Annotated in this window: 20 protein-coding genes; 2 read left to right on the top strand and 18 right to left on the bottom strand. The window is 41.3% G+C overall.

Annotation, left to right across the window (positions count from 1 at the left end):
• Positions 1-139 precede the first annotated feature (139 nt).
• Together H5114_RS18400 and H5114_RS18395 are read right to left on the bottom strand one after the other, a co-directional pair.
• Positions 140-1,993 (bottom strand): UvrD-helicase domain-containing protein, encoded by a 1,854-nt coding sequence (locus H5114_RS18400; RefSeq protein WP_182723710.1) that lies wholly within the window; start codon positions 1,991-1,993, stop codon positions 140-142.
• On the bottom strand, positions 1,993-4,266 hold the full coding sequence (locus H5114_RS18395) for an AAA family ATPase (RefSeq protein WP_182723709.1): 2,274 nt from the start codon (positions 4,264-4,266) through the stop codon (positions 1,993-1,995). Before H5114_RS18395 ends, H5114_RS18400 begins: the two co-directional genes overlap by 1 nt.
• A 389-nt stretch (positions 4,267-4,655) precedes the next feature.
• Here H5114_RS18395 and H5114_RS20750 point away from each other — a divergent pair, with 389 nt between their 5' ends.
• Together H5114_RS20750 and H5114_RS20585 are read left to right on the top strand one after the other, a co-directional pair.
• Positions 4,656-4,790: a zinc ribbon-containing protein gene (locus H5114_RS20750; protein ID WP_182723708.1), complete on the top strand. Its 135-nt coding sequence runs from the start codon at positions 4,656-4,658 to the stop codon at positions 4,788-4,790.
• Positions 4,791-4,830: 40 nt separating this feature from the next.
• Positions 4,831-4,962, top strand: coding sequence for a hypothetical protein (locus tag H5114_RS20585; RefSeq protein WP_257984938.1), 132 nt, complete (start codon positions 4,831-4,833; stop codon positions 4,960-4,962).
• Positions 4,963-5,196: 234 nt separating this feature from the next.
• On the opposite strand, the gene glmS is transcribed toward H5114_RS20585, so the two are convergent.
• The 16 genes from glmS to rsmG all read right to left on the bottom strand — a co-directional run bounded on the left by glmS (position 5,197) and on the right by rsmG (position 21,388).
• Complete coding sequence (gene glmS / locus H5114_RS18385) at positions 5,197-7,026, bottom strand: glutamine--fructose-6-phosphate transaminase (isomerizing) (RefSeq protein ID WP_182723707.1); 1,830 nt, start codon at positions 7,024-7,026, stop codon at positions 5,197-5,199.
• Positions 7,027-7,059: 33 nt separating this feature from the next.
• Complete coding sequence (locus tag H5114_RS18380) at positions 7,060-7,830, bottom strand: DeoR/GlpR family DNA-binding transcription regulator (protein WP_182723706.1); 771 nt, start codon at positions 7,828-7,830, stop codon at positions 7,060-7,062.
• 172 nt (positions 7,831-8,002) lie between these two features.
• Positions 8,003-10,096 (bottom strand): TonB-dependent siderophore receptor, encoded by a 2,094-nt coding sequence (locus tag H5114_RS18375; RefSeq protein WP_182723705.1) that lies wholly within the window; start codon positions 10,094-10,096, stop codon positions 8,003-8,005.
• Positions 10,097-10,357: 261 nt separating this feature from the next.
• A complete protein-coding gene (gene glmU, locus H5114_RS18370) occupies positions 10,358-11,722 on the bottom strand; it encodes a bifunctional UDP-N-acetylglucosamine diphosphorylase/glucosamine-1-phosphate N-acetyltransferase GlmU (RefSeq protein ID WP_182723704.1) in 1,365 nt (454 codons plus the stop codon).
• A gap of 151 nt (positions 11,723-11,873) precedes the next feature.
• Positions 11,874-12,302, bottom strand: a complete 429-nt coding sequence (locus H5114_RS18365) for a F0F1 ATP synthase subunit epsilon (RefSeq protein ID WP_124016591.1) — start codon at positions 12,300-12,302, stop codon at positions 11,874-11,876.
• A 36-nt stretch (positions 12,303-12,338) separates the two neighbouring features.
• Entirely contained in the window at positions 12,339-13,730 is a 1,392-nt protein-coding gene (atpD, locus tag H5114_RS18360; protein ID WP_011639450.1) for a F0F1 ATP synthase subunit beta, read from the bottom strand.
• 35 nt (positions 13,731-13,765) lie between these two features.
• On the bottom strand, positions 13,766-14,626 hold the full coding sequence (gene atpG / locus H5114_RS18355) for a F0F1 ATP synthase subunit gamma (protein WP_124016589.1): 861 nt from the start codon (positions 14,624-14,626) through the stop codon (positions 13,766-13,768).
• A 53-nt stretch (positions 14,627-14,679) separates the two neighbouring features.
• On the bottom strand, positions 14,680-16,221 hold the full coding sequence (gene atpA, locus H5114_RS18350) for a F0F1 ATP synthase subunit alpha (RefSeq protein ID WP_124016588.1): 1,542 nt from the start codon (positions 16,219-16,221) through the stop codon (positions 14,680-14,682).
• Positions 16,222-16,235: 14 nt separating this feature from the next.
• Positions 16,236-16,769: a F0F1 ATP synthase subunit delta gene (atpH, locus tag H5114_RS18345; protein ID WP_182723703.1), complete on the bottom strand. Its 534-nt coding sequence runs from the start codon at positions 16,767-16,769 to the stop codon at positions 16,236-16,238.
• A 16-nt stretch (positions 16,770-16,785) separates the two neighbouring features.
• Positions 16,786-17,256: a F0F1 ATP synthase subunit B gene (gene atpF / locus H5114_RS18340; protein WP_124016586.1), complete on the bottom strand. Its 471-nt coding sequence runs from the start codon at positions 17,254-17,256 to the stop codon at positions 16,786-16,788.
• 37 nt (positions 17,257-17,293) lie between these two features.
• The gene (atpE, locus tag H5114_RS18335; protein WP_011639455.1) at positions 17,294-17,545 is read right to left on the bottom strand and encodes a F0F1 ATP synthase subunit C; all 252 of its coding nucleotides are present in this window, start codon (positions 17,543-17,545) and stop codon (positions 17,294-17,296) included.
• A 65-nt stretch (positions 17,546-17,610) separates the two neighbouring features.
• Entirely contained in the window at positions 17,611-18,405 is a 795-nt protein-coding gene (atpB, locus tag H5114_RS18330) for a F0F1 ATP synthase subunit A (protein WP_124016585.1), read from the bottom strand.
• 12 nt (positions 18,406-18,417) lie between these two features.
• The gene (locus H5114_RS18325) at positions 18,418-18,801 is read right to left on the bottom strand and encodes an ATP synthase subunit I (RefSeq protein ID WP_124016769.1); all 384 of its coding nucleotides are present in this window, start codon (positions 18,799-18,801) and stop codon (positions 18,418-18,420) included.
• 225 nt (positions 18,802-19,026) lie between these two features.
• Positions 19,027-19,908 carry a ParB/RepB/Spo0J family partition protein gene (locus tag H5114_RS18320; RefSeq protein WP_124016584.1) on the bottom strand — a complete coding sequence of 294 codons (882 nt, stop codon included), beginning with the start codon at positions 19,906-19,908 and terminating at the stop codon, positions 19,027-19,029.
• 9 nt (positions 19,909-19,917) lie between these two features.
• The gene (locus tag H5114_RS18315) at positions 19,918-20,706 is read right to left on the bottom strand and encodes a ParA family protein (RefSeq protein WP_182723702.1); all 789 of its coding nucleotides are present in this window, start codon (positions 20,704-20,706) and stop codon (positions 19,918-19,920) included.
• A gap of 61 nt (positions 20,707-20,767) precedes the next feature.
• A complete protein-coding gene (rsmG, locus tag H5114_RS18310) occupies positions 20,768-21,388 on the bottom strand; it encodes a 16S rRNA (guanine(527)-N(7))-methyltransferase RsmG (RefSeq protein ID WP_182698831.1) in 621 nt (206 codons plus the stop codon).
• Positions 21,389-21,410: the final 22 nt, after the last annotated feature.

The raw sequence follows: 21,410 nt of genomic DNA, 5'->3' as shown, positions 1-21,410 counted from the left end.
TGATTAATACCATCTTAAATACGCTATATTATTGATATAAGAGGATAAATTATTATCAAAAACTAATAACAAACCGAGATATCCTAAATAAAATGTTTATGAAATCACCAATAAAATTTATTTAATACAATATCAATCGCTACAACATTACAATTTCCTCATCCGTAAACCATTCTTGCTTTAAGGCATTTTCTTTCACCTTATTAGGTTCACTTGTGTAAGCAATTATTGCCAGACTTTCTTCTGCTCGACTGCAAGTCACATAAAATAATCGTCTAGTGCGGTCAATACTAGTTTCTTTGCCATTTACCTGATTATCAACATCTGATTTTGTAGGGGATTTAGCACCGAATAACTTTTCATAGCTAAAAAAATTTCCACCGGCATCCTCATCATCAAGAACTACTATGGCGCGCGGAAACTCGAGTCCTTTTATCCCCTGATGCGTCCCAAAACGGGATTTATCAGAGATGTAATTTACATATTCTTTGAATTCACTGAAGGAAGATGTTAATGCCTTATCCCAAGCATCAATGATGGGGTCAATATCTTCGTCGGCAATCTCGAAGTCTTTTTCTTGTCTGTCTGCAATTGTTACTAGAATGTCGGGTACTTTGAATAATCCACTGCGATTAATTTCTTTGAGAATACTTTGTAACGTTGGACTAGAATCGTTTTCCCATAGGGCGTAAAGCGCATCTACTGCTTCTTTCGCTTTTTTTAATTCAATTTTGGGGTTTTCACTATTTTCAAATTGTTCCTTGAACATTAACGGAGAGTGTTTGTTGAGTATTCGTGATACCGAAAATTGATTATTAACTTCTATGTTGTTAATTAACGGCAGAACCCTTTCAGAAAAAAAAGTAATACTAGATAGAGTCCCGTCTAGTAAGCCAGTTCTCAGTTTACCGACGTACAGAGCGTTGAAGAAATCTGAAAAACTACCACGCTGAGCCGCCATATGGTGCTCTAAGGTCAGAGTTTTATTTTCCTTTGGATCGGCCCAGAGCTTGTCATTAGTAAATTCAGCCATTTTTTTGCAAACAGCGTCTTCAAATGAGGTTTTATCAATGGGCTGGCTGGTATCTGCAATGAATAGCCTTACAAAACCTTCATTTTCTTTAGCAGGTTCTTGCCGATTTTTATCAACATCCTCTCGAATTTTATTGATGAGTTTGACGACTCGACGTGGGCTTCTGTAATTGTAGATTTTCTTAGGGGTCAGCCAATCATCAGGCAAATCCCGTCCTAGGTCTACCTTTCCATCCATGTAGATGCGCTGCATGGTGTCGCCAAAAAGCCCAAGTGAAAATTGAGTTTTATGCATTTGCTGAACTGTAAAAAGTGCTTCGATTAATTCTTTTTTCGTGTCTTGGCTTTCATCCAGTAGTAAAACTGGAAATTTACGCGTCAAAATTGTTTGCAGAAGCGGACGACTTGCGAGTAATTCCGCTGTCAATGCTATTACCTCTGCATGATTAAGCGAATCTTTGCCCGAGTTCTCTCCATTGGGGTTGTAGGTGAATTTTCGAATTGTATTGAGTGACTCAAGCCGTTTTCGTTTTGACGCTATTTGCCTAGGCCTATCTTCAGCCGCTTTTGATCCTGCTCGTCCTTTGCTTTGCGCTACTTCAAGTTCATCAATGTCATTTTGAAGGCGTACTTTAAGCAAAACCTTAATATCATGTGTATGTGGCTTAATCAACTCCCAAGCAAAGCTATGAATAGTCGATACATTAAACGCAGGGTCAAAATCCAGCCGTCGTTTTATTTCATCACAGGCTGCATTGGTATAGGTGATAATTGCCACTTGTTGTGCATTAACTCGTAAGCGATGAATATTATTTTTACGAAACCGTTTTAGTACTTCGACCAATGAACGAGTCTTCCCTGATCCTGCACCTGCAAATAGAAAAAAACTTTTAGGCTGGTCGAGGTCAAGACAGCTATAGATTTCATCATCAACAGCTTTTGCGTCGGTTACATCTGTCATTACACATCCTCCGGCATAACTAACGACGGAGTTATCAAAGATGCATCATTGATTAGCATAGTTTTAAGCCAATCAAGGCCTTCTTTAATATATGTGGGAGGTTTAAGTGAATTTGGATCGGTGGTGTAAAGCAACTCCAGAGCCATTTCAGCCTTCTTAGCATTCTTATCGAGCGCATTAAACATGTCTTTGCAGGCCTCATCAAGCGTTGCTTTTTTTACGGCTGCGGCCATTTTCTTTACGAGGCCAGTGCTATCAGTTATTGCTTTAAACATCATGAGATTTTCTAGTACTAAAGCGTCTTCAAACGTATACGGAATAGCATCCTCATCTTTTCCTGAGAGATATTGAATCTTTGTACTACAGGGATAAGCTACCCGAACCAATCCTTTGTCAGTTATTTTTTCTTCAGGTGATGCTTCCAAGACTTCATCTAAAGTAGCTTTTTGGGGCGCCCAGTTTTTTAATGTATCGTTTCCTGTTCTCAGGTTTTGCCCACTCATCGGTCGTACTTTACTAGTGGATTCTGTATCAATTGAATCAAGATCGGTGATAACAAGCGTGGGAATACCCAAGGCCTCAATTAACGGGCGTAATCTATGCGCGTGGCTACCGCCGATCTCCAAAAGAGAGATATAGCTTCTCTCTAACTCTGGATAGTGATTTCTAATGAAGTGAGGAACCAGCATACGTTCTACCGGACCTTCAACAAGAATTGCAGCATCAGCAAAAAATAAGTCACAATGTGTCGTTTTTAAGTATCGAGTTGCAAACTTTGACGTATCAGTCCTATCACCAAATATTGTTTTCATGCTAACGACTGAGGCAAAAGGTATTTCTAGCACGCTTGCCAGCCTCTTTCTCTGGAAATAACGTAAACCTGTGAAGTCTGTCTCATGCGCAATGTGGCTTGAATGTGTGCTTACTACCATCTGGCTAGAAAATTGATGCTTATCCTTCAAGTCGGTATGGTTGCGCAATACGCCATATGCCTTCTTAATAAAGACCTGCTGCACTTGTGCATGCAGGTGTGCCTCTGGTTCCTCAATAAGCATTAAGTGCAAAGGTTCTATCGACGTATTACTAATGTTTACCCGCTTACCTACTTTTCCAACACGCATCCATTCATCACGAAAGCGGATCAGATTAAAAATCATAGAGATCAGGTTTTGATAACCTAAGCCGTTGTACTTTTCGGGCAGACATAGATTATTGACCGAGGAGTCATCACTGCGTACAACTTTAAATTGAACGGCTGAGTCATGATTTAGCCCTTCAATAGGGTTAACTTTACTCGCTAATAAAATCTGTGGATCACTAAAGCCTGGATAATTCAGATCTTCCAGTTCACCAATTGCGACACTAAAACTGCTCTTCAATTTCTGATCGAACGCTGTTCTCGCAGCTTCCATGGCCTCAAGTGCGTCCAAATCGCTTGCATCTGGAAGCTCGCTTGGGTCTAAATGCTCATTAAAGTAATGTCGTAATTGCGACGAAAGGCGGCGGTCTGTATTCGCAGTTCCCTCGCCTGAGTTCGGATCAGAGAATCCTCTTTGAGCGTTGATTATGTCTATTTTGAAGAGGCCATCAAAAGGGTCGCTTTCAAGTGGTTCCATCAATTCTGTAAACAACTGTGGTAGATCTAATTTTGCATGTGTGGGGTCTAACACATAAGCATTAACAGCGAAGAAATCTTGTAGCTTTCTATCCAAAAAGTCATGCATCGACGTAGGCCATAAGGTCAAAGCTGATACAAAATCGGGAGTCTTGTCTTTGTCTTTTTGTTTTTCGGTTCTGCGTGCAGCTAAGGTTTCTTTGGCTGCTGAATAAGCGGCCATAAATGATTTATAAAGAGCTTCTGGATCTTTCGGTTCTAGAATTAATCTAACACCCAATAGGCCTCCATCCCAATCTAGAGTTGGTAGAATGTGACTAACGTAGTGTATTTGCGATTCGTCTACGTTAAGCCAAACATCTATGGCCGGTAATAATGATCGCCAAGAATCTAGTGATAGATCTGCCGGTTTTCCTTCGGTAGTACGAGAAAGCCAATCATTGGCAATTTTATTAATTTCAGCCCAATTAGATAATGTGATGTCTGTGGTGCAAACTTCTTTGCGCTTAGATTTTTTTAGAAACATAATCAGCGCATCCATAGCGGAGGTTTTCCCGCTATTGTTCGCTCCAACTAGAATTGTACTTTTATCCGCCAGCTCAACTCGACATGTTTTTAATTTACGAAAGTTCTGAATATCAATATGGGAAATTTTCAATTGGGAAATCCTTTTGTCCTTTTGATTTTATGCATAGCTGAGTTTTTCCTAAATAAAACTCACCGATTTTTATAAATTCGCATTTAATTGTCCTTTTTTTCGTCAAAAAATGACCATTGCTCAGACTATCAGACAATTTCTAGACTGTCTGTTTCTCGTTCAACACAGCCCCTATAAATTTATTTTTTAACACATTTTGAGGGCAAAAACGTTTTAACAAAGTTTAATATCAAACGAAATATGATGATGCCCTTAATGCATAATCATTGGAATGATTTCTATTAAGAATCTGCTTAAAAATAACTCTTGCATTGTTCTTTTTTTGACCCAATATAGGATTCAATAATACATTTTGTATTATTGAATTCAGTTATCAAGGAGATATATTTATGTCGAGCACAGGCGAAAAACCAGGGAAAGGTGTTTATACATGTAAAAAGTGTGGGCAAAAAGTCATTTTAGATGATAACTCCGATACACTTCCTCCTTGCCCTAAATGCGAAGCAACTAACTACACGCCTTAAAATAATGGCCTTATATAAACTTATACATGAGGTGAGCGTCATGAGCATAAAACCAGGCCCTAAGCCAAAAGCTGAATCAACAGGTAAAACAGATCAAAGACGTAGTGTTACCCCTGAGAATAAATCTAAACATCCAAGTTTAGATACGCATAAACATAAACCGGGTAAATAGTTTTGCGTTACAAACGCTATCGTCCTGGAATTTAACTACCCATGACTATTGCATTAACATAACTTTTTATCTTAAAAAAAAAGCGACCACTCAATGAGTCAGTCGCTTTTTCTTAGTTTCGAACATTTCACAGTAGCTAACTTGTTTAGTTTCTAACTTTTCAGTTAGTAGCTATCTTTATGACTAGTTTCGAACTCTATTTAACTTCCACAAATTTAAAATTAAATCAAAGCCTTACTCAACCGTAACTGATTTTGCTAAATTGCGAGGTTGGTCGACATCAGTACCTTTAATTAATGCCACATGATATGACAGTAACTGCAATGGAATGGTGTAGATCAATGGTGCCATGAACGCATCACAATGGGGAACCTGGATAACTTTCATTGTGTCGTCTGACTCAAATTCTGCATCGACATCGGCAAACACATACATCAATCCACCACGGGCGCGCACTTCTTCAACGTTTGATTTAAGCTTTTCGAGTAACTCATTGTTTGGCGCAACCACAATCACTGGCATATCAGCATCAATCAAGGCTAATGGGCCGTGCTTTAGTTCGCCAGAGGCATAGGCTTCGGCGTGAATATACGAAATCTCTTTGAGTTTTAATGCACCTTCCATCGCGATTGGGTATTGATCACCACGGCCTAGGAATAATGCATGCTGTTTGTCAGCAAAGTCTTCTGCTAATTCAGCAATAGCATCATTTAAGCCAAGCGCCTGCTCCACTTTAGCTGGCATTGATAACAAGCTTTGAGTAATAGCCGCTTCCATTTCACTAGACATGCCATTATGACGGCCAATAGCGGTGGTTAACATTAACAAGCCAGCAAGTTGCACAGTAAAGGCTTTGGTTGATGCGACACCTATTTCTACGCCTGCTTTCATCATGTAAGCCATATCCGATTCACGAACTAACGATGAACCTGCAGAGTTACAGATGGTTAAGGTGGCTTTGTAGCCCATTTCTTTTGCTAGGCGCATTGCCGCTAAAGTATCTGCTGTTTCACCAGATTGTGAAATCGTCACTAATAAGCTATTTGGGAACAGGTGCGACTTACGGTAACGGAACTCAGATGCAATTTCGACGTTACATGATACGCCAGCCCAGTCTTCTAACCAGTAACGCGCGGCCATACCAGCATGATAACTGGTACCACAGGCAATAATTTGCACGTGTTTAATGTCTTTTAAAAATTCAGCGGCATTTTCACCAAAGGCTGAATCTAATACTTTACCACCCGCAATACGACCTTCTAAAGTATGCGCAATCGCAGTTGGTTGCTCGTAAATCTCTTTCAACATGTAGTGACGGTATTCACCTTTGTCACCGGCATCATGAGTCACTTCAGACTCTTTCATTTCGCGCTGAACAGCGTTGCCATTAACATCAAAAATGTTAACTTGACGACGGGTAATTTCTGCTACATCACCTTCTTCTAAAAATGCAAATGAACGCGTTACCGGTAACAATGCAAGTTGGTCTGAGGCAACAAAGTTTTCACCCAGACCATAACCTACAACCAATGGGCTACCACTGCGGGCAACAACCATGCGTTCGCTATCACGACGGTCGATAACAACTGTGCCATAGGCACCTTCAAGTTGCTTAACCGTCGCTTGAACTGCTACTAATAAGCTCGCGGCTGTTTTTAATTCATGATGAACAAGATGACAAATCACTTCGGTATCTGTGTCTGATGAGAACACATAACCTAAACCTTTTAATCTCTCGCGCAATTTACTGTGGTTTTCAATGATACCGTTATGAACAACGGCAATATCACCTTCAGATAAATGTGGGTGTGCATTACGCTCTGTTGGTTCACCGTGTGTTGCCCAACGAGTGTGAGCAATACCGGTACCACCACTTAGAGGGGTGATCTCAAGTGCAGATGACAACTCTTGTACTTTACCTACACGGCGAGTACGGCTTAGCTCACCTTGATGAATGACAGCAATACCTGCTGAGTCATAACCACGATATTCAAGACGGCGTAAGCCTTCGACTAAAATTTCTGCAACATCCCTTTGCGCAACAGCGCCTACGATTCCACACATGTTAGTTTCCTTTACTGTTTTAATTTAATTTGTTTACTTAGCGTATGGCGCGAGAATGACTCTGACGCCATGTGCTGAAATAGTGTTAACGGCTTCTTGGGTAATGTTGTCGTCGGTAACTAAGACATTAACCACTTCCCAGGGCAGCTCAAGATTAGGGATTCGTCGACCAATTTTGGTAGATTCCAGTAGTACCACCACTTCACGTGACATTTCTGCCATCACTTTACTCAAGCCAGTTAGCTCGTTAAACGTGGTTGTGCCGCGGTTAAGGTCGATACCGTCGGCACCGATAAACAGTTGGTCGAAGTTATATGAACGTAAAACCTGCTCAGCCACTTGACCTTGAAAAGACTCGGAATGGGGATCCCAGGTGCCACCGGTCATCAATAATGTCGGCTCATTTTCAAGTTCATGAATGGCATTAGCCAGTTGTAATGAATTGGTCATGACCACTAAACCATGCTTACCATTAAGCTGTTGAATGATGCCTGATGTGGTACTGCCACTGTCAATGATGATCCGATTATGGTCGCGGATCAGCTCAGCGGCTTTAGCAGCAATAGCTTGTTTATTTAAAGACAGGTTTTCGTTGGCTATTTGGGTCATTTCTTGTGGTAAAGGCACGGCGCCACCATAACGTCGTAACAATAATCCATGGGTTTCAAGCATAGCCAAATCTTTACGGATCGTAACTTCGGAAGTGGCAAATAAATTAGCCAGTTCGTCGACACTGACTTCGCCTTGCTCATTAACCAATTTAATGATCGAATGGCGACGTTGTTGGGTGTTACGTTTAGTCATTTAAATTAACTACTTTCCGCATAAGTTTCGAAACGAAAGGTATTTTAGCATCAAATGAAACTTTATCTAGATCTTATAACTCAAAAGTTGAAATAAATGTACAAAAAAGCCTCTGAAATATGCAGAGGCTTTTTATGAACTAATTAAGATAAGTTAGCGTTAACTAGCCATATTAGAACTTAACCTCTGCGGCAACACTGAAGTTACGCTCTTGACCAATAGTCACCATATTATATTGACCACCTTCAATATAATCGGTATCAAATAAGTTTCTGACATTTGCACGTACGCTTACGTCTTTACCCATAACATCCATAGTGTAAGCGGCACCAATGTCAAAACGAACATAGCCGTCTTTGCGAATACTGTTATCGGTATTGGCAAAACGCTCGCCAACATAGATAGCACCAAAATTCAGCGCAAAATCTTCGTTCATTTGGTAGCGAGTCCAGATATTGGCAGACCATTCTGGCGCATCAACAGGCGTTTTACCTTCACGTTCATCGCCAGTGTGATATTCAGCATCAAGGTACATCATGGAAGATGTCATAAACCAATTGTCACTTATCTGGCCTTGAGCGCCCACTTCAAATCCACGATGCTTCTGCTCACCACCTTGAGTCGTAATATCAGTATAGGGACCTATTGGAGTCGGGAGTACTTCAGATATTGTAATATTCTCAAGGGTGATATCAAATACAGCCGCGGTCAGTAATAAGCTATCGTTGAACAGTTCCCACTTAGTACCAACTTCATACTGAATACCATATTCAGGTTTTAAATCCAGTTCATCGTTAACATCAAATAGATTATTAACAGCACCTTGCGGGGTAAAACTTTTTGAATAGTTTAGGTAAATACTGCCATTTTCCATGGGCGAGTAAATCACCCCAAACTTAGGCGATACCGCATAACTGTTCTGACCTAAACCGTCTTTCTTTTGCTCATCGTAACGAACACCAGTAAGCAGCTTCCATTGTTCATTAAGCGTCATTAAATCTTGCAAATAGAAGCCATAATATTTGTATTCGCTAGGATCACCTTTAACACTTGAATGGTAATCAAGATCAGGCTTAATAACAGGCTGCCCTGGAGTCACGGTTTGGGCTTTACCACGTTGGATCTGTTGCTGATAAAAATAATCTAGGTAATTTGCGCCAATTAATAACTGATGTTGAACTCCGGCAAAATCAAACTCGCCTGTAAAATCTACATAAGCCGTTTTATGTTGCCAGTCATCGTAACGATCGAATGGTTTAATGCTATAACCATTGCTAAGAGGATCTGTGGTGTATTGTGGCGCTGAGTCAAAACGTTGTCGATTGAATTGTTGATCGTTATAGCCCGCTTTGACTTTCCAGTTATCACTCATATGCCAAGTAAGATCGGCACCTAAGTTTGACACGGTATTATCGGTAAAGGCCCAAGGCGCATCCCAAACGGTTTTACGTTCGCCAATGACATTACCTTGTTTATCTAACCAACCACCGGCATCAATACCGGCTTTATCTTGAGTGTGATCGTATTTCACTGACAGTAATACATCATCAGTTAAGTCAAATTCCATATTAAGATAACCTAACCAACGATCGCGTTCTTGATTTTCTTCGGTGGTTGAATATTCACGCCAATATGTTGTGTCTTGCTTAACTAACACTCCACGATAACGAATACTTTGGGCATCATTTAAGCTTCCTCCCGCATCGATCTGCGCACGGGTAGAACCGTAACCATCTGTATCTATACCCACATCAAGCATAGAATCATAAGTCGGCTTTTTAGTGACCATATTGACCAAACCACCAGGACCAGATTGGCCATACAACATACTAGAAGGACCTTTCAGCACTTCAACTTGCTGTAGCGTTTCAATAGGTTGTACATAGTGAGACCATTGCTGGTGGCCATTAATCAGATAACCATTACCCGAATCTAACTCAAAACCACGGATGCTAAAGACTTGGCGGTTCCAGCGTGTCGTTCCTGCCGTCACGCTGGAATCGTTAACTAACACTTCTGCAAGGTTAGTAGCTAATTGTTCATCGGTAACAAAATCAGGGATAACATTAACTGACTGTGGGGTATCCATTAAGTCGATATCACCGCGCATAGCGCCAGATGCTGTAGCAACTTTATAATCGTTAAAGGTACGACCGGTCACATTAATGCGCTCTATGTTAGCGTCACTCGACACTTCTGCCATAACAGGCATCGCCATTAATGCTGAACCAACAGCCAAACCTATAACTGAATATTTAAATACCATGACCAACTCCTCAATAAGACTTTCAGTCTAACAATTGAGGGGAATATAAATGAGAATTGTTTTTATTTAAACTTATTTGTGAAAAATTTACACTTACTTGTGACATAGCTATAAATTCATTTAAAACCAGTCAATTGAGAACATTTAATTAACATAAATCAAACTTATAACAAACCTTTTTTCAGTATAATTTTCATATAAAAAATCTATAAATAATAAAAAAAGCGGCTCATGGCCGCTTGATTATATTTGAGTTAACCGTTATTTTTTAATTTTTATCGGACGCTGCCAACCAGTAATATGGCGCTGTTTAACGCGAGTAATCACCAGTTCATTTTCAGCAACATCTTTGGTTATGGTTGATCCAGCCCCTAGAGTGGCATTTTTGCCTATGGTAACAGGTGCTACTAACTGAGTATCACTGCCGACGAATACGCCATCTTCAATGGTAGTAATAAACTTATTGGCACCGTCATAGTTACAGGTAATTGTACCGGCACCGATATTCACGCCAGCGCCAATGTGTGCATCACCTAAATAGGCTAAGTGGCCAGCTTTAGAACCTTTACCTAATACACTCTTTTTAATTTCGACAAAGTTACCTATATGAGCATCTTCTTTAAGCTCTGCCCCTGGGCGTAAACGGGCAAAAGGTCCTGCACTCGCGGCTTGTCCAAGCTTAGCGTCTTCTACAATAGTATAAGGTTTAATTTCTGCATTATCGGCAATGTCGCAATCAATCAAAATAGCACCTGCGCCGATTGTCACATTGTTGCCTAGGGTTACTTTACCTTGAAAAATAACGTTAACATCTATCATCACATCCATACCAACAGTCACATCGCCGCGAATATCAATACGCGCAGGATCGCGGAGATTAGCACCGTCGAGCATCAGTTTTTCAGCAGCACGAGCTTGATAAGCTCTTTCTAATTGGGCAAGTTGCACGCGATTGTTAGCGCCTTCAACTTCGATAGCCGATTGTGGCTGTGATGTGCTAATTTCAACGCCATCAGCCTTTGCCATGGCAATGATGTCGGTAAGGTAGTATTCACCTTGAGCATTATTATTCGATAAACGATTTAACCAGGCTTTTAACTGCTTACCCGGCACAACCATGATACCTGTGTTCACTTCGGTTATGGCTAGCTGTTCAGCGTTAGCATCTTTTTGCTCAACAATTCCGACGACGCTGCCTTGTTCGCGCACTATGCGACCGTAACCGCTTGGGTTAGGTAAATTAACAGTCAAAATAGCCAAGCCATTCACAGGGCGTGCAGCTAATAATGCTTCTAGGGTTGATTGCTGAATAAGCGGTACATCACCGTAAAGGATTAATACTGTATCGTTATCGTTAATATTCGGGTTTGCTTGGGCAACCGCATGGCCGGTACCCAGTTGTTCAGCCTGTAATACCCAGTTTAATGCTTGTTCGCCAAGTGCTGTTTGTAATTTATCTGCGCCATAACCATACACTAACTGAATAGCGTCTGAACCTAAGGCATTGGCAGTATCTATCACATGTTGCACCATACTTTTATGAGCAATAGGATGCAGAACCTTTGGGAGATCTGAGCGCATCCGAGTTCCTTTTCCTGCAGCTAAGATCACAACATTTAACGACATTGAGCATTCCTTTAATGAACCGATATAGATTTGCGCTCATTTTAACGGAATATGGTCAAAAGGGAAAACAGGCAGGGGGTTAATTAGCCGATAATAGGCAATAAAAAAGGCGACTCATAAAGAGTCGCCTTTTAAGCGTCAAATAATCAGATTATCTGGTGATATTTTTCTTGATGCATTCAACAACACGTAATTGAGCCAAAGATTTGGCTAACTCGATTGCTGCGGCTTCATAATTGAAGTCAACTCCGGCGTTGGCAATTGCTTGCTCAGCACGTTCTTTGGCTTCTAAAGCAGCTTTTTCATCAATATCATCGGCACGTAATGCTACATCAGCAAGTACTGAAATTGCAGTAGGTTGTACTTCAAGTAAACCACCTGATAGATACAACACTTCTTCACTACCATCTTGCTTGATAAAGCGCGCCATACCAGGCTTGATTTTTGTCAGTAACGCAACATGGTTAGGCATAATACCTAACTCACCTTCAGCACCAGTAACTTCAAAGAAGCTAACTTGGCCGTGGTAGATGCTGTTTTCTGCACTAACAATATCAAGTTGGACTGTTTTGGCTGCCATCAAGTTCTCCTTAAAGAACTAAGCTTTACGGCCTAGTTATTTCTTTTTGTTAGCTTTCTCGACAGCTTCATCGATTGAACCAACCATGTAGAACGCTTGCTCAGGGATATGATCGAACTCACCATCCAAGATACCCTTAAAGCCACGAATAGTGTCTTTAAGAGAAACGTACTTACCAGGAGAACCAGTAAAGACTTCTGCTACGAAGAAAGGTTGAGATAAGAAACGCTCAATCTTACGCGCTCGGAATACCATGGTTTTGTCATCATCTGACAATTCATCCATACCCAAGATAGCAATAATGTCTTTCAGCTCTTTATAACGCTGTAATACAGTTTGTACACCGTTTGCAACATCATAATGCTCTTGGCCAACAACCTGTGGATCTAACTGACGTGAAGTCGAATCCAATGGGTCAACCGCTGGGTAAATACCCAAAGAAGCAATTTGACGAGACAATACAACAGTCGCATCTAAGTGAGCGAAGGTTGTGGCTGGTGACGGATCAGTTAAGTCATCCGCAGGTACATATACTGCTTGCACAGAAGTAATCGAACCAGACTTAGTTGAAGTGATACGTTCTTGAAGAACACCCATCTCTTCAGCTAGTGTTGGCTGATAACCTACCGCAGAAGGCATACGACCTAATAGTGCAGATACTTCAGTACCGGCTAAGGTGTAACGATAAATGTTGTCCACGAACAACAATACGTCACGACCTTCGTCACGGAACTTTTCAGCGATACTCAGGCCAGTTAACGCTACGCGTAAACGGTTTCCTGGAGGCTCGTTCATCTGACCATAAACCATGGCTACTTTGTCTAATACGCCTGAATCTTCCATCTCGTAGTAGAAGTCGTTACCCTCACGGGTACGCTCACCAACACCAGCGAAAACAGAAAGACCAGAGTGAGCTTTAGCGATGTTGTTAATCAGTTCCATCATGTTAACTGTTTTACCAACACCAGCACCACCGAACAGACCGACTTTACCACCTTTAGCGAAAGGACAAACAAGGTCGATAACCTTGATACCTGTCTCTAAAAGCTCAGTTGAATTTGACTGATCTTCGTATGAAGGAGCTGCACGGTGAATAACATAACGCTCTTCTTCACCGATAGGACCCGCTTCATCGATAGGCTCGCCCAATACGTTCATAATACGGCCAAGGGTTGCAACCCCTACCGGAACAGTAATTGGTGAACCTGAGTTTGCTACCTCTAGACCACGACGCAGACCATCAGAAGAACCCATAGCGATGGTACGAACAACACCACCACCTAGCTGCTGCTGAACTTCCAGCACCAAACCATTACAGGCGCCTTCACCAGTGATCTTCAGAGCGTCATATACTCGAGGTACAGAATCTTGTGGAAACTCTACGTCCACAACCGCGCCAATTACTTGGACAACAGTACCTGTGCTCATGATTAATCCTCTAAACTTGATTTCGTTACCTAAACCTAAACCGCTGCAGCGCCTGCAACAATTTCCGACAGTTCTTGCGTAATCGCAGCCTGACGGGCCTTGTTATAGACGAGTTGCAAATCATCGATCATTTCGCCGGCGTTATCTGTTGCCGCCTTCATGGCTACCATACGGGCAGCCTGTTCAGATGCAATATTTTCAACAACACCTTGATATACTTGAGACTCTACATAACGAGTTAACAATAAATCCAATACTTCTTTTGGATCAGGCTCGTAAATATAATCCCAAGGATAACTAGCTACTTCTTCATCTGACTTAGGTAAAGGTAGCAGCTGTTCGATCACCGGAGTCTGGGACATGGTATTCACAAATTTGTTAAATACTATGTACAGACGATCCAGTTTACCTTCGTTGTAAGCTTTTAACATGACACGAACAGTGCCAATCAAATCAGCAAGTTTTGGCGAGTCGCCTAAACCTGATGCATGGGCGGATATTTCACCACCAAAGCTTTTAAAAAACTGAACAGAACGGGCACCAATTGGGCAAAACTCAACATTTGCACCTTGTTCTTTCCACTTTTTAACGTCTGACACAACCTTTTTAAATAGGTTAGCGTTCAAACCACCACAAAGGCCACGGTCGGTTGCTACAACAATGTAACCAACCCGCTTGGCATCTCTCACCTCTAAATAGGGGTGTTTATACTCGAGAGTACCTTGCGCTACGTGACCGATCACCTTACGCATATTTTCTGCATATGGACGGCTCGCTGCCATGCGTTCTTGCGCTCTGCGCATTTTGCTGGCGGCAACCATTTCCATAGCGGAAGTGATCTTCTGAGTATTTTTAACACTCGCGATCTTGGTTTTAATCTCTTTAGCGCTGGCCATCTCTACTCTCCAATCTGGGACCTGAGGTGCCTAATGACACCCCGTGTTCATTATTACCAGGTTTGGGTTTCAATGAACTTGTCCATGCCTGCCTTTAACTCACCTTCGATATCAGCGTTATAATCGCCAGTAGCATTGATGGTGTTCATTAGGTCAGCATGTTGACTGTTCATGTATGAAAGCAGAGAGGCTTCGAAGCGACCGATTTCATTTAAAGCAACACCTTTAAGGTAGCCTTTTTCAGCTGCGAAAATAGACACAGACTGGGCAGCAACGCTCATAGGAGCATATTGCTTTTGCTTCATTAGTTCGGTTACTCGCTCACCATGCTCAAGTTGAGCACGTGTTGCATCATCTAAATCAGATGCAAACTGTGAGAACGCAGCAAGCTCTCGATACTGTGCAAGTGCTGTACGAATACCGCCTGACAGTTTCTTGATGATCTTAGTCTGCGCGGCACCACCAACACGAGAAACAGAAATACCTGGGTTAACTGCTGGACGAAGTCCCGAGTTAAACAAGTCAGTCTCAAGGAAGATCTGACCATCGGTAATAGAAATTACGTTGGTCGGTACGAACGCTGACACATCACCAGCTTGGGTTTCAATAATAGGTAACGCGGTTAACGAACCGGTTTGACCTGTTACTGCACCGTTAGTGAACTTTTCTACATAATTTACGTTTACGCGTGAAGCACGCTCTAATAAACGAGAGTGTAGATAGAATACGTCACCTGGGTATGCTTCACGTCCTGGTGGACGCTTCAATAGTAGAGAAATTTGACGATAAGCAACTGCTTGCTTAGACAAATCATCATATACGATTAAAGAATCTTCACCGCGGTCACGGAAGTATTCACCCATAGAACAACCAGAATATGGCGCTAAATATTGCAGTGCTGCAGCTTCAGAAGCTGATGCAACAACAACGATAGTGTTAGCTAATGCACCATGTTCTTCAAGCTTGCGTACTACGTTTGCGATGGTAGAAGCTTTCTGACCAATAGCAACATAGACACACTTAATGCCTGATTCTTTCTGGTTGATAATTGCATCAATAGCCATCGCTGTTTTACCAGTCTGACGGTCACCAATAATCAATTCACGTTGACCACGACCAATAGGGATCATGGCATCAACGGCTTTATAACCAGTTTGGATTGGTTGTGATACTGACTTACGTTCAATAACACCAGGGGCAATTACTTCAACAGGAGAGAAACCATCGTTGTCGATAGGTCCTTTTCCATCAATAGGCTCACCTAGAGTGTTAACAACGCGGCCAAGTAGACCACGACCCACCGGTACTTCAAGAATACGACCAGTGGTTCTAACTTTATCACCTTCTGCTAAATTAGCATAAGGTCCCATCACTACGGCGCCGACAGAATCACGTTCTAAGTTCAACGCGATTGCAAAACAGCCACCAGGCAGTTCGATCATTTCACCTTGCATTACATCGGCTAGGCCGTTAATGCGAATGATGCCGTCACTTACTGCAACGATAGTACCTTCGTTGCGAGCTTCACTAACGACGTCGAACTGCTCGATCCGCTGCTTAATCAGATCGCTGATTTCAGTGGAATTCAGTTGCATGCTCAAACTCCCAATTACGACTGCAGCTTTTCAGACAAACGCGATAACTTACCGCTTACCGAGCCATCAATGACTAGGTCGCCTGATTTAATAATTACACCGCCAATAAGCGATGCGTCGATGCTGCAATTCAGCTTAACTTTGCGTGCGAGACGTTTCTCTAAAGAAACACTAATTTGCTGCTGTTGCTCAGAGCTTAGCTCAGTAGCAGAAACCACATCGGCCTCAACTTCTTTTGCCCACTCATTACGGTATTCAGCAAAAAGTAGCGATACTGTTGACAGTATCCCTAAACGACCGTTTTCAGCCATTACCTTTATCAGGTTTTGACCTTGCTCATTGACTTGCTCACCGCATACTTTAATAAACAGTGAAGCGAGTTGTGTACTCGCGAGAGTACCATTTAGCAGTGGCTTGATTGATTCGTTTTCACTCACCAATGAAGCGAAAGTTAACATTTCTGTCCAACTATCTACTGCTTTATGCTCAACAGCAAAATCAAAAGCTGCCTTTGCGTAAGGGCGAGCGATGGTGCTTAATTCAGCCATAACTCAACTCCCTTAATCAAATTTCAGCAACAAGTTTATTAACAATGTCACTGTGGGCTTCTGGATCAATCGTACGTTCAAGAATTTTCTCTGCACCAATGATGGCTAGAGAAGCAACTTGCTTACGCAGGTCGTCTTTCACGCGATTACGTTCGTTTTCAATTTCTGCTTGACCCTGGGCGATAATTTTAGCTCGCTCAGTTTGTGCTTCAACTTTAGCTTCATCAACGATTTGAGCCTTACGCTTATTAGCTTGCTCAATAATTTCGTTGGCAGTTACTTTTGCTTCTTTTAGTTGCTCAGTAGCTTTAATTTGTGCTAACTCTAGATCTTTTGCTGCACGGCCGGCATCCGCCAGACCATCAGCAATTTTCTTCTGGCGTTCTTCGATGGCATTCATCAACGGAGGCCATACAAACTTCATGCAAAACCACACGAAGAGAATAAAGGCAACCGTCTGACCGAATAGGGTAGCGTTGAAATTCACAACAGCCTCCTAGTTAGATTAAAGACAGAAGCGTTAGTTAAAGCATTGCACCCAATGGGTTAGTAAATAGCATAAATAGCGCAATACCTACACCAATCATAGTTACGGCATCTAGAAGACCCGCTACGATGAACATTTTAACTTGTAACATAGGCGCCATTTCTGGCTGACGAGCTGCACCTTCTAAAAACTTTCCACCTAAAAGGCCGAAACCGATAGCTGTTCCTAATGCACCCATACCAATAAGTAGAGCAACAGCAATAGCCGTCATTCCTAATACAGTTTCCATATCTATCTCCAATATTCTAAATCGTTGTTATTAATGATTTAGGTCAAAAAATTTTTCGGTTACCCTTAATGATCTTCATGTGCCATGCTTAAATAAACAATAGTCAACATCATGAAAATAAATGCTTGTAAAGTAATAACTAAAATATGGAAAATTAACCAACCTAGTTGTAATCCTACACCTAGAGCAGATAACGCCACGTTAGAACCGTACATCAATGCAATAAGGATAAATATCAACTCACCAGCGTACAAGTTACCAAATAGTCGTAGAGCCAATGAAATCGGCTTCGCAACTAGAGTCACTGTTTCTAATAATAAGTTGACGGGTATCATTGCCCAATGGTTAAAAGGCTGAAATGTTAGTTCTTTAACAAAACCTGAAACACCTTTGACTTTAATGCTGTAATAAATAATCAGCACAAACACACCAAGAGCTAAGCTGAAGGTAATGTTAACGTCAGTAGTCGGAACAACTTTTAGGTATGGCACACCAGCTAACGAAGCTAATGCAGGTAACCAATCGACTGGGATCATATCCATGAAGTTCATCATGAAAATCCAGACGAAAATTGTCAGAGCTAAAGGTGCAATAACAGGATTGCGGCCGTGAAAAGTTTCTTTCACACTGCTATCTACGAACTCAACAATCATCTCAACAAAACATTGAAATTTGCCAGGAACGCCTGTTGTCGCATTTTTGCCGGCACGGTAAAACAGCCATAAGAACAACATTCCAAGCCCAACCGAAAAGAGCAACGAATCAATGTGCCAAGTCCAAAACCCTTCACCAACACTTAAATTGGTAAGGTGATGTTGGATATAGCCCTGCGGTGTTAACGCTTCACCAGTTGCAGCCATGATTCATCCCACTTAACTTTGCTTGAAATATAAAGGTGCTATCCAATGTACAACTAACGCTAATGAATAACAGGTAAAAAGCGGCATAAAACCGACTTTCATATTGATAAACACTAACGAAAATAATCCAATGGTCAACAGCATCTTTACCGCTTCCCCCCAGTAAAAGCTTTTAATCACTTTTGCTGCAGAGCTTGCTCCACTATGTGAGAAAGCTAGGGTTGCGAATACAAAATTAGGAAGTACAGCAATTACACCACCTGCAAGTGCAGATAGGCCATACTGTGCTCCCCACATAACGAAAAATAGTGTTGAAATAATACTCGCGACGATAGCTTGTACCAGCACTAATTTATAGGCTGCTAACCTGCCACGACGCGCTAAAACATTACCCAACTTCATATCTCCGCATTATTGCTTTTCGCGGTCCTAATGTTAAATTTAAAATATTAAACTAGCCTTAAGATTCAAAAAGCCTGCAAAGTATACCTTTTCGCGCTTTGTTTGCAACTTTGATGATAGTAAAACGACGATTTTGCACACTATTCGGCGCTAAATTATCGAAAACAAAAATTAGAGCTCTGTCACAAACTTACTAATGAAATTGGTTTGATTCACAAATCATCGGATTTTATTTAAAATTCCGTCTAATTCAGCAAGATTCTGGTAATTTATTACAATTTTGCCTTTACCTTTACTGCCATGATTGATGGCAACCTTGGCACCGAGTCTTTCAATTAACTCTTGTTCTAAGCGGCTAACATCATGATCTTTAGCTGGTGTTTCGGCGTCTTTAGTCGGATTTAAGGCTTTATTCACTAATCGTTCAGTTTCTCGAACAGTCATTTCTTTAGAAGCCACTAATCGAGCTAAATTTGTCTGTTCATCACCCTCTAATGCCAATAACGCACGCGCATGGCCCATGTCGATATCACCATTCTCTAACAAACGTTTAACAGGCTCATTAAGGCTATTTAAACGTAATAAATTAGACACACTTACACGAGATTTACCTACAGCATCAGCAACTTGTTGATGAGTTAATTCAAATTCTTCAAGTAATCGTTGTAATGCAATCGCTTCTTCCATTGCATTTAAGTCTTCACGCTGAATATTTTCAATTAACGCGATAGCGACCGCGGCATCATCAGCCACTTGCTTAACAATACACGGGACTTTATTTAATTTAGCTAATTGAGCAGCACGCCAACGGCGTTCACCGGCAATAATTTCATAATGAGTTTCAGAAATTTTACGGATCACTATCGGTTGTATCACCCCTTGAGCACGAATAGACTCAGCCAGCTCTTCTAATGCTTCTGGCGACATATCTTTACGAGGTTGATATTTACCGGGCTGTAATAAGTCAAGATCGAGGTGGAGTAAGTCACTTAGCGGAGTAGATTGCTGTTCTTCAGCCTGATCACTTTTACGACTAGCGGCATTACTGTGGCTTAATAAGGCATCCAAGCCTTTACCTAAACCGCGCTTTTTTAAAGTCATTTTTATATCCTACGCTTGTTTTGGTTGAGTTTGCTGTTCTGCACGACGGATAATTTCACCCGCTAGGGCTAAATAAGCTTTAGCGCCAGCACTCGATTTGTCGTAATACATGGCAGGTGCACCAAAACTAGGGGCTTCGGCTAAACGAACATTTCGCGGTATGACGGTACGATATACTTTATCGCCAAAATGTTGCTTGAGTTGATCAGATACATCATTAGATAAACGATTACGCGGATCATACATAGTGCGTAAAATACCTTCTATGCTCAGGGTTGGGTTGACCATGGCGCCTAGCTTAGTAATGGTATCAATCAATGCCGTTAAACCTTCTAGGGCATAATATTCGCATTGCATTGGCACAAGTACTGAATCTGCAGCAGACATAGCATTCACGGTAAGCATATTGAGCGATGGCGGGCAGTCGATGAAAATATAATCGTAATCATCTTTGATTGGCGCTAATGCATTACGTAAACGTATTTCACGAGCATAAAATTCCATCAATTTAATTTCTGCCGCAGTAACATCACCATTACTTGCGATCAAATCATATTTTCCAACGGTATTTTTAATCACAATCTCAGCAAAGGGTTTTTCTTCGACTAATAATTCATAAGCTGTGTTATCGACTTCATACTTATCGATACCACTGCCCATAGTCGCATTACCTTGCGGATCCAAATCGATCAACAACACTCTACGCTTTGTGGCGGCAAGTGATGCGGCTAAATTAACGCAAGTTGTTGTTTTTCCAACGCCACCTTTTTGGTTGGCTACGGCAATGATTTTACCCACAATGTCATCCTGTCTTTAATTATTGATGTCCGGTTAGCTTTATTAGCGAAAGAAATGCGATTTATTGCTTAGCAATTTTTAATAAATGTCGCTGTTCATCTAACTTTGGTACATGCAATACTATGGTTTCTACCAACGAAAATCCTGTTGGCATGTCGTCTAATTCTTGCTGATTTAACTGGCCTTTTAATGCATAAAAAGTGCCTTTTTCAGTTGGTAAATGGTGACACCAACTGAGCATATCTTGAATAGATGCAAATGCTCTGCTTAATACTCCGTCAAATTTAATATCAGGATTATAAGCTTCAACACGACTTTCTATTGAAGTGATGTTATTAATTTTTAACTCGAACTGAACCTGCTTCTGAAAACGGATCCGTTTACCTAAACTATCGAGTAATACAAACTGCTTATCTGGATTCATAATGGCTAATGGGATCCCTGGTAAACCAGGACCGGTTCCCACATCGATAAAACGCTGCCCTTCAAGATAAGGAGAAACGGTTAAACTGTCCATAACATGGCGGATTAACATTTGCTCAGGATCGCGAACGGAGGTGAGGTTATAAGCCTTATTCCATTTATTAAGCATTTCAACAAAACCTATTAATTGTTTTTGTTGTAATTCAGTGGCCGACATATTCATTTCAGCTAAATAGGATTTAAGTTGGGCAGATAACACAGAAAGCCTCGTAAGTTACGTT

This window comes from Shewanella sp. SR43-8 (genome assembly GCF_014163775.1).
Classification (GTDB): Bacteria; Pseudomonadota; Gammaproteobacteria; order Enterobacterales; family Shewanellaceae; genus Shewanella; species Shewanella vesiculosa.
The sequence above is the reverse complement of the archived record's forward strand: the minus strand, read 5'-3'. Positions and strand labels throughout refer to the sequence as shown.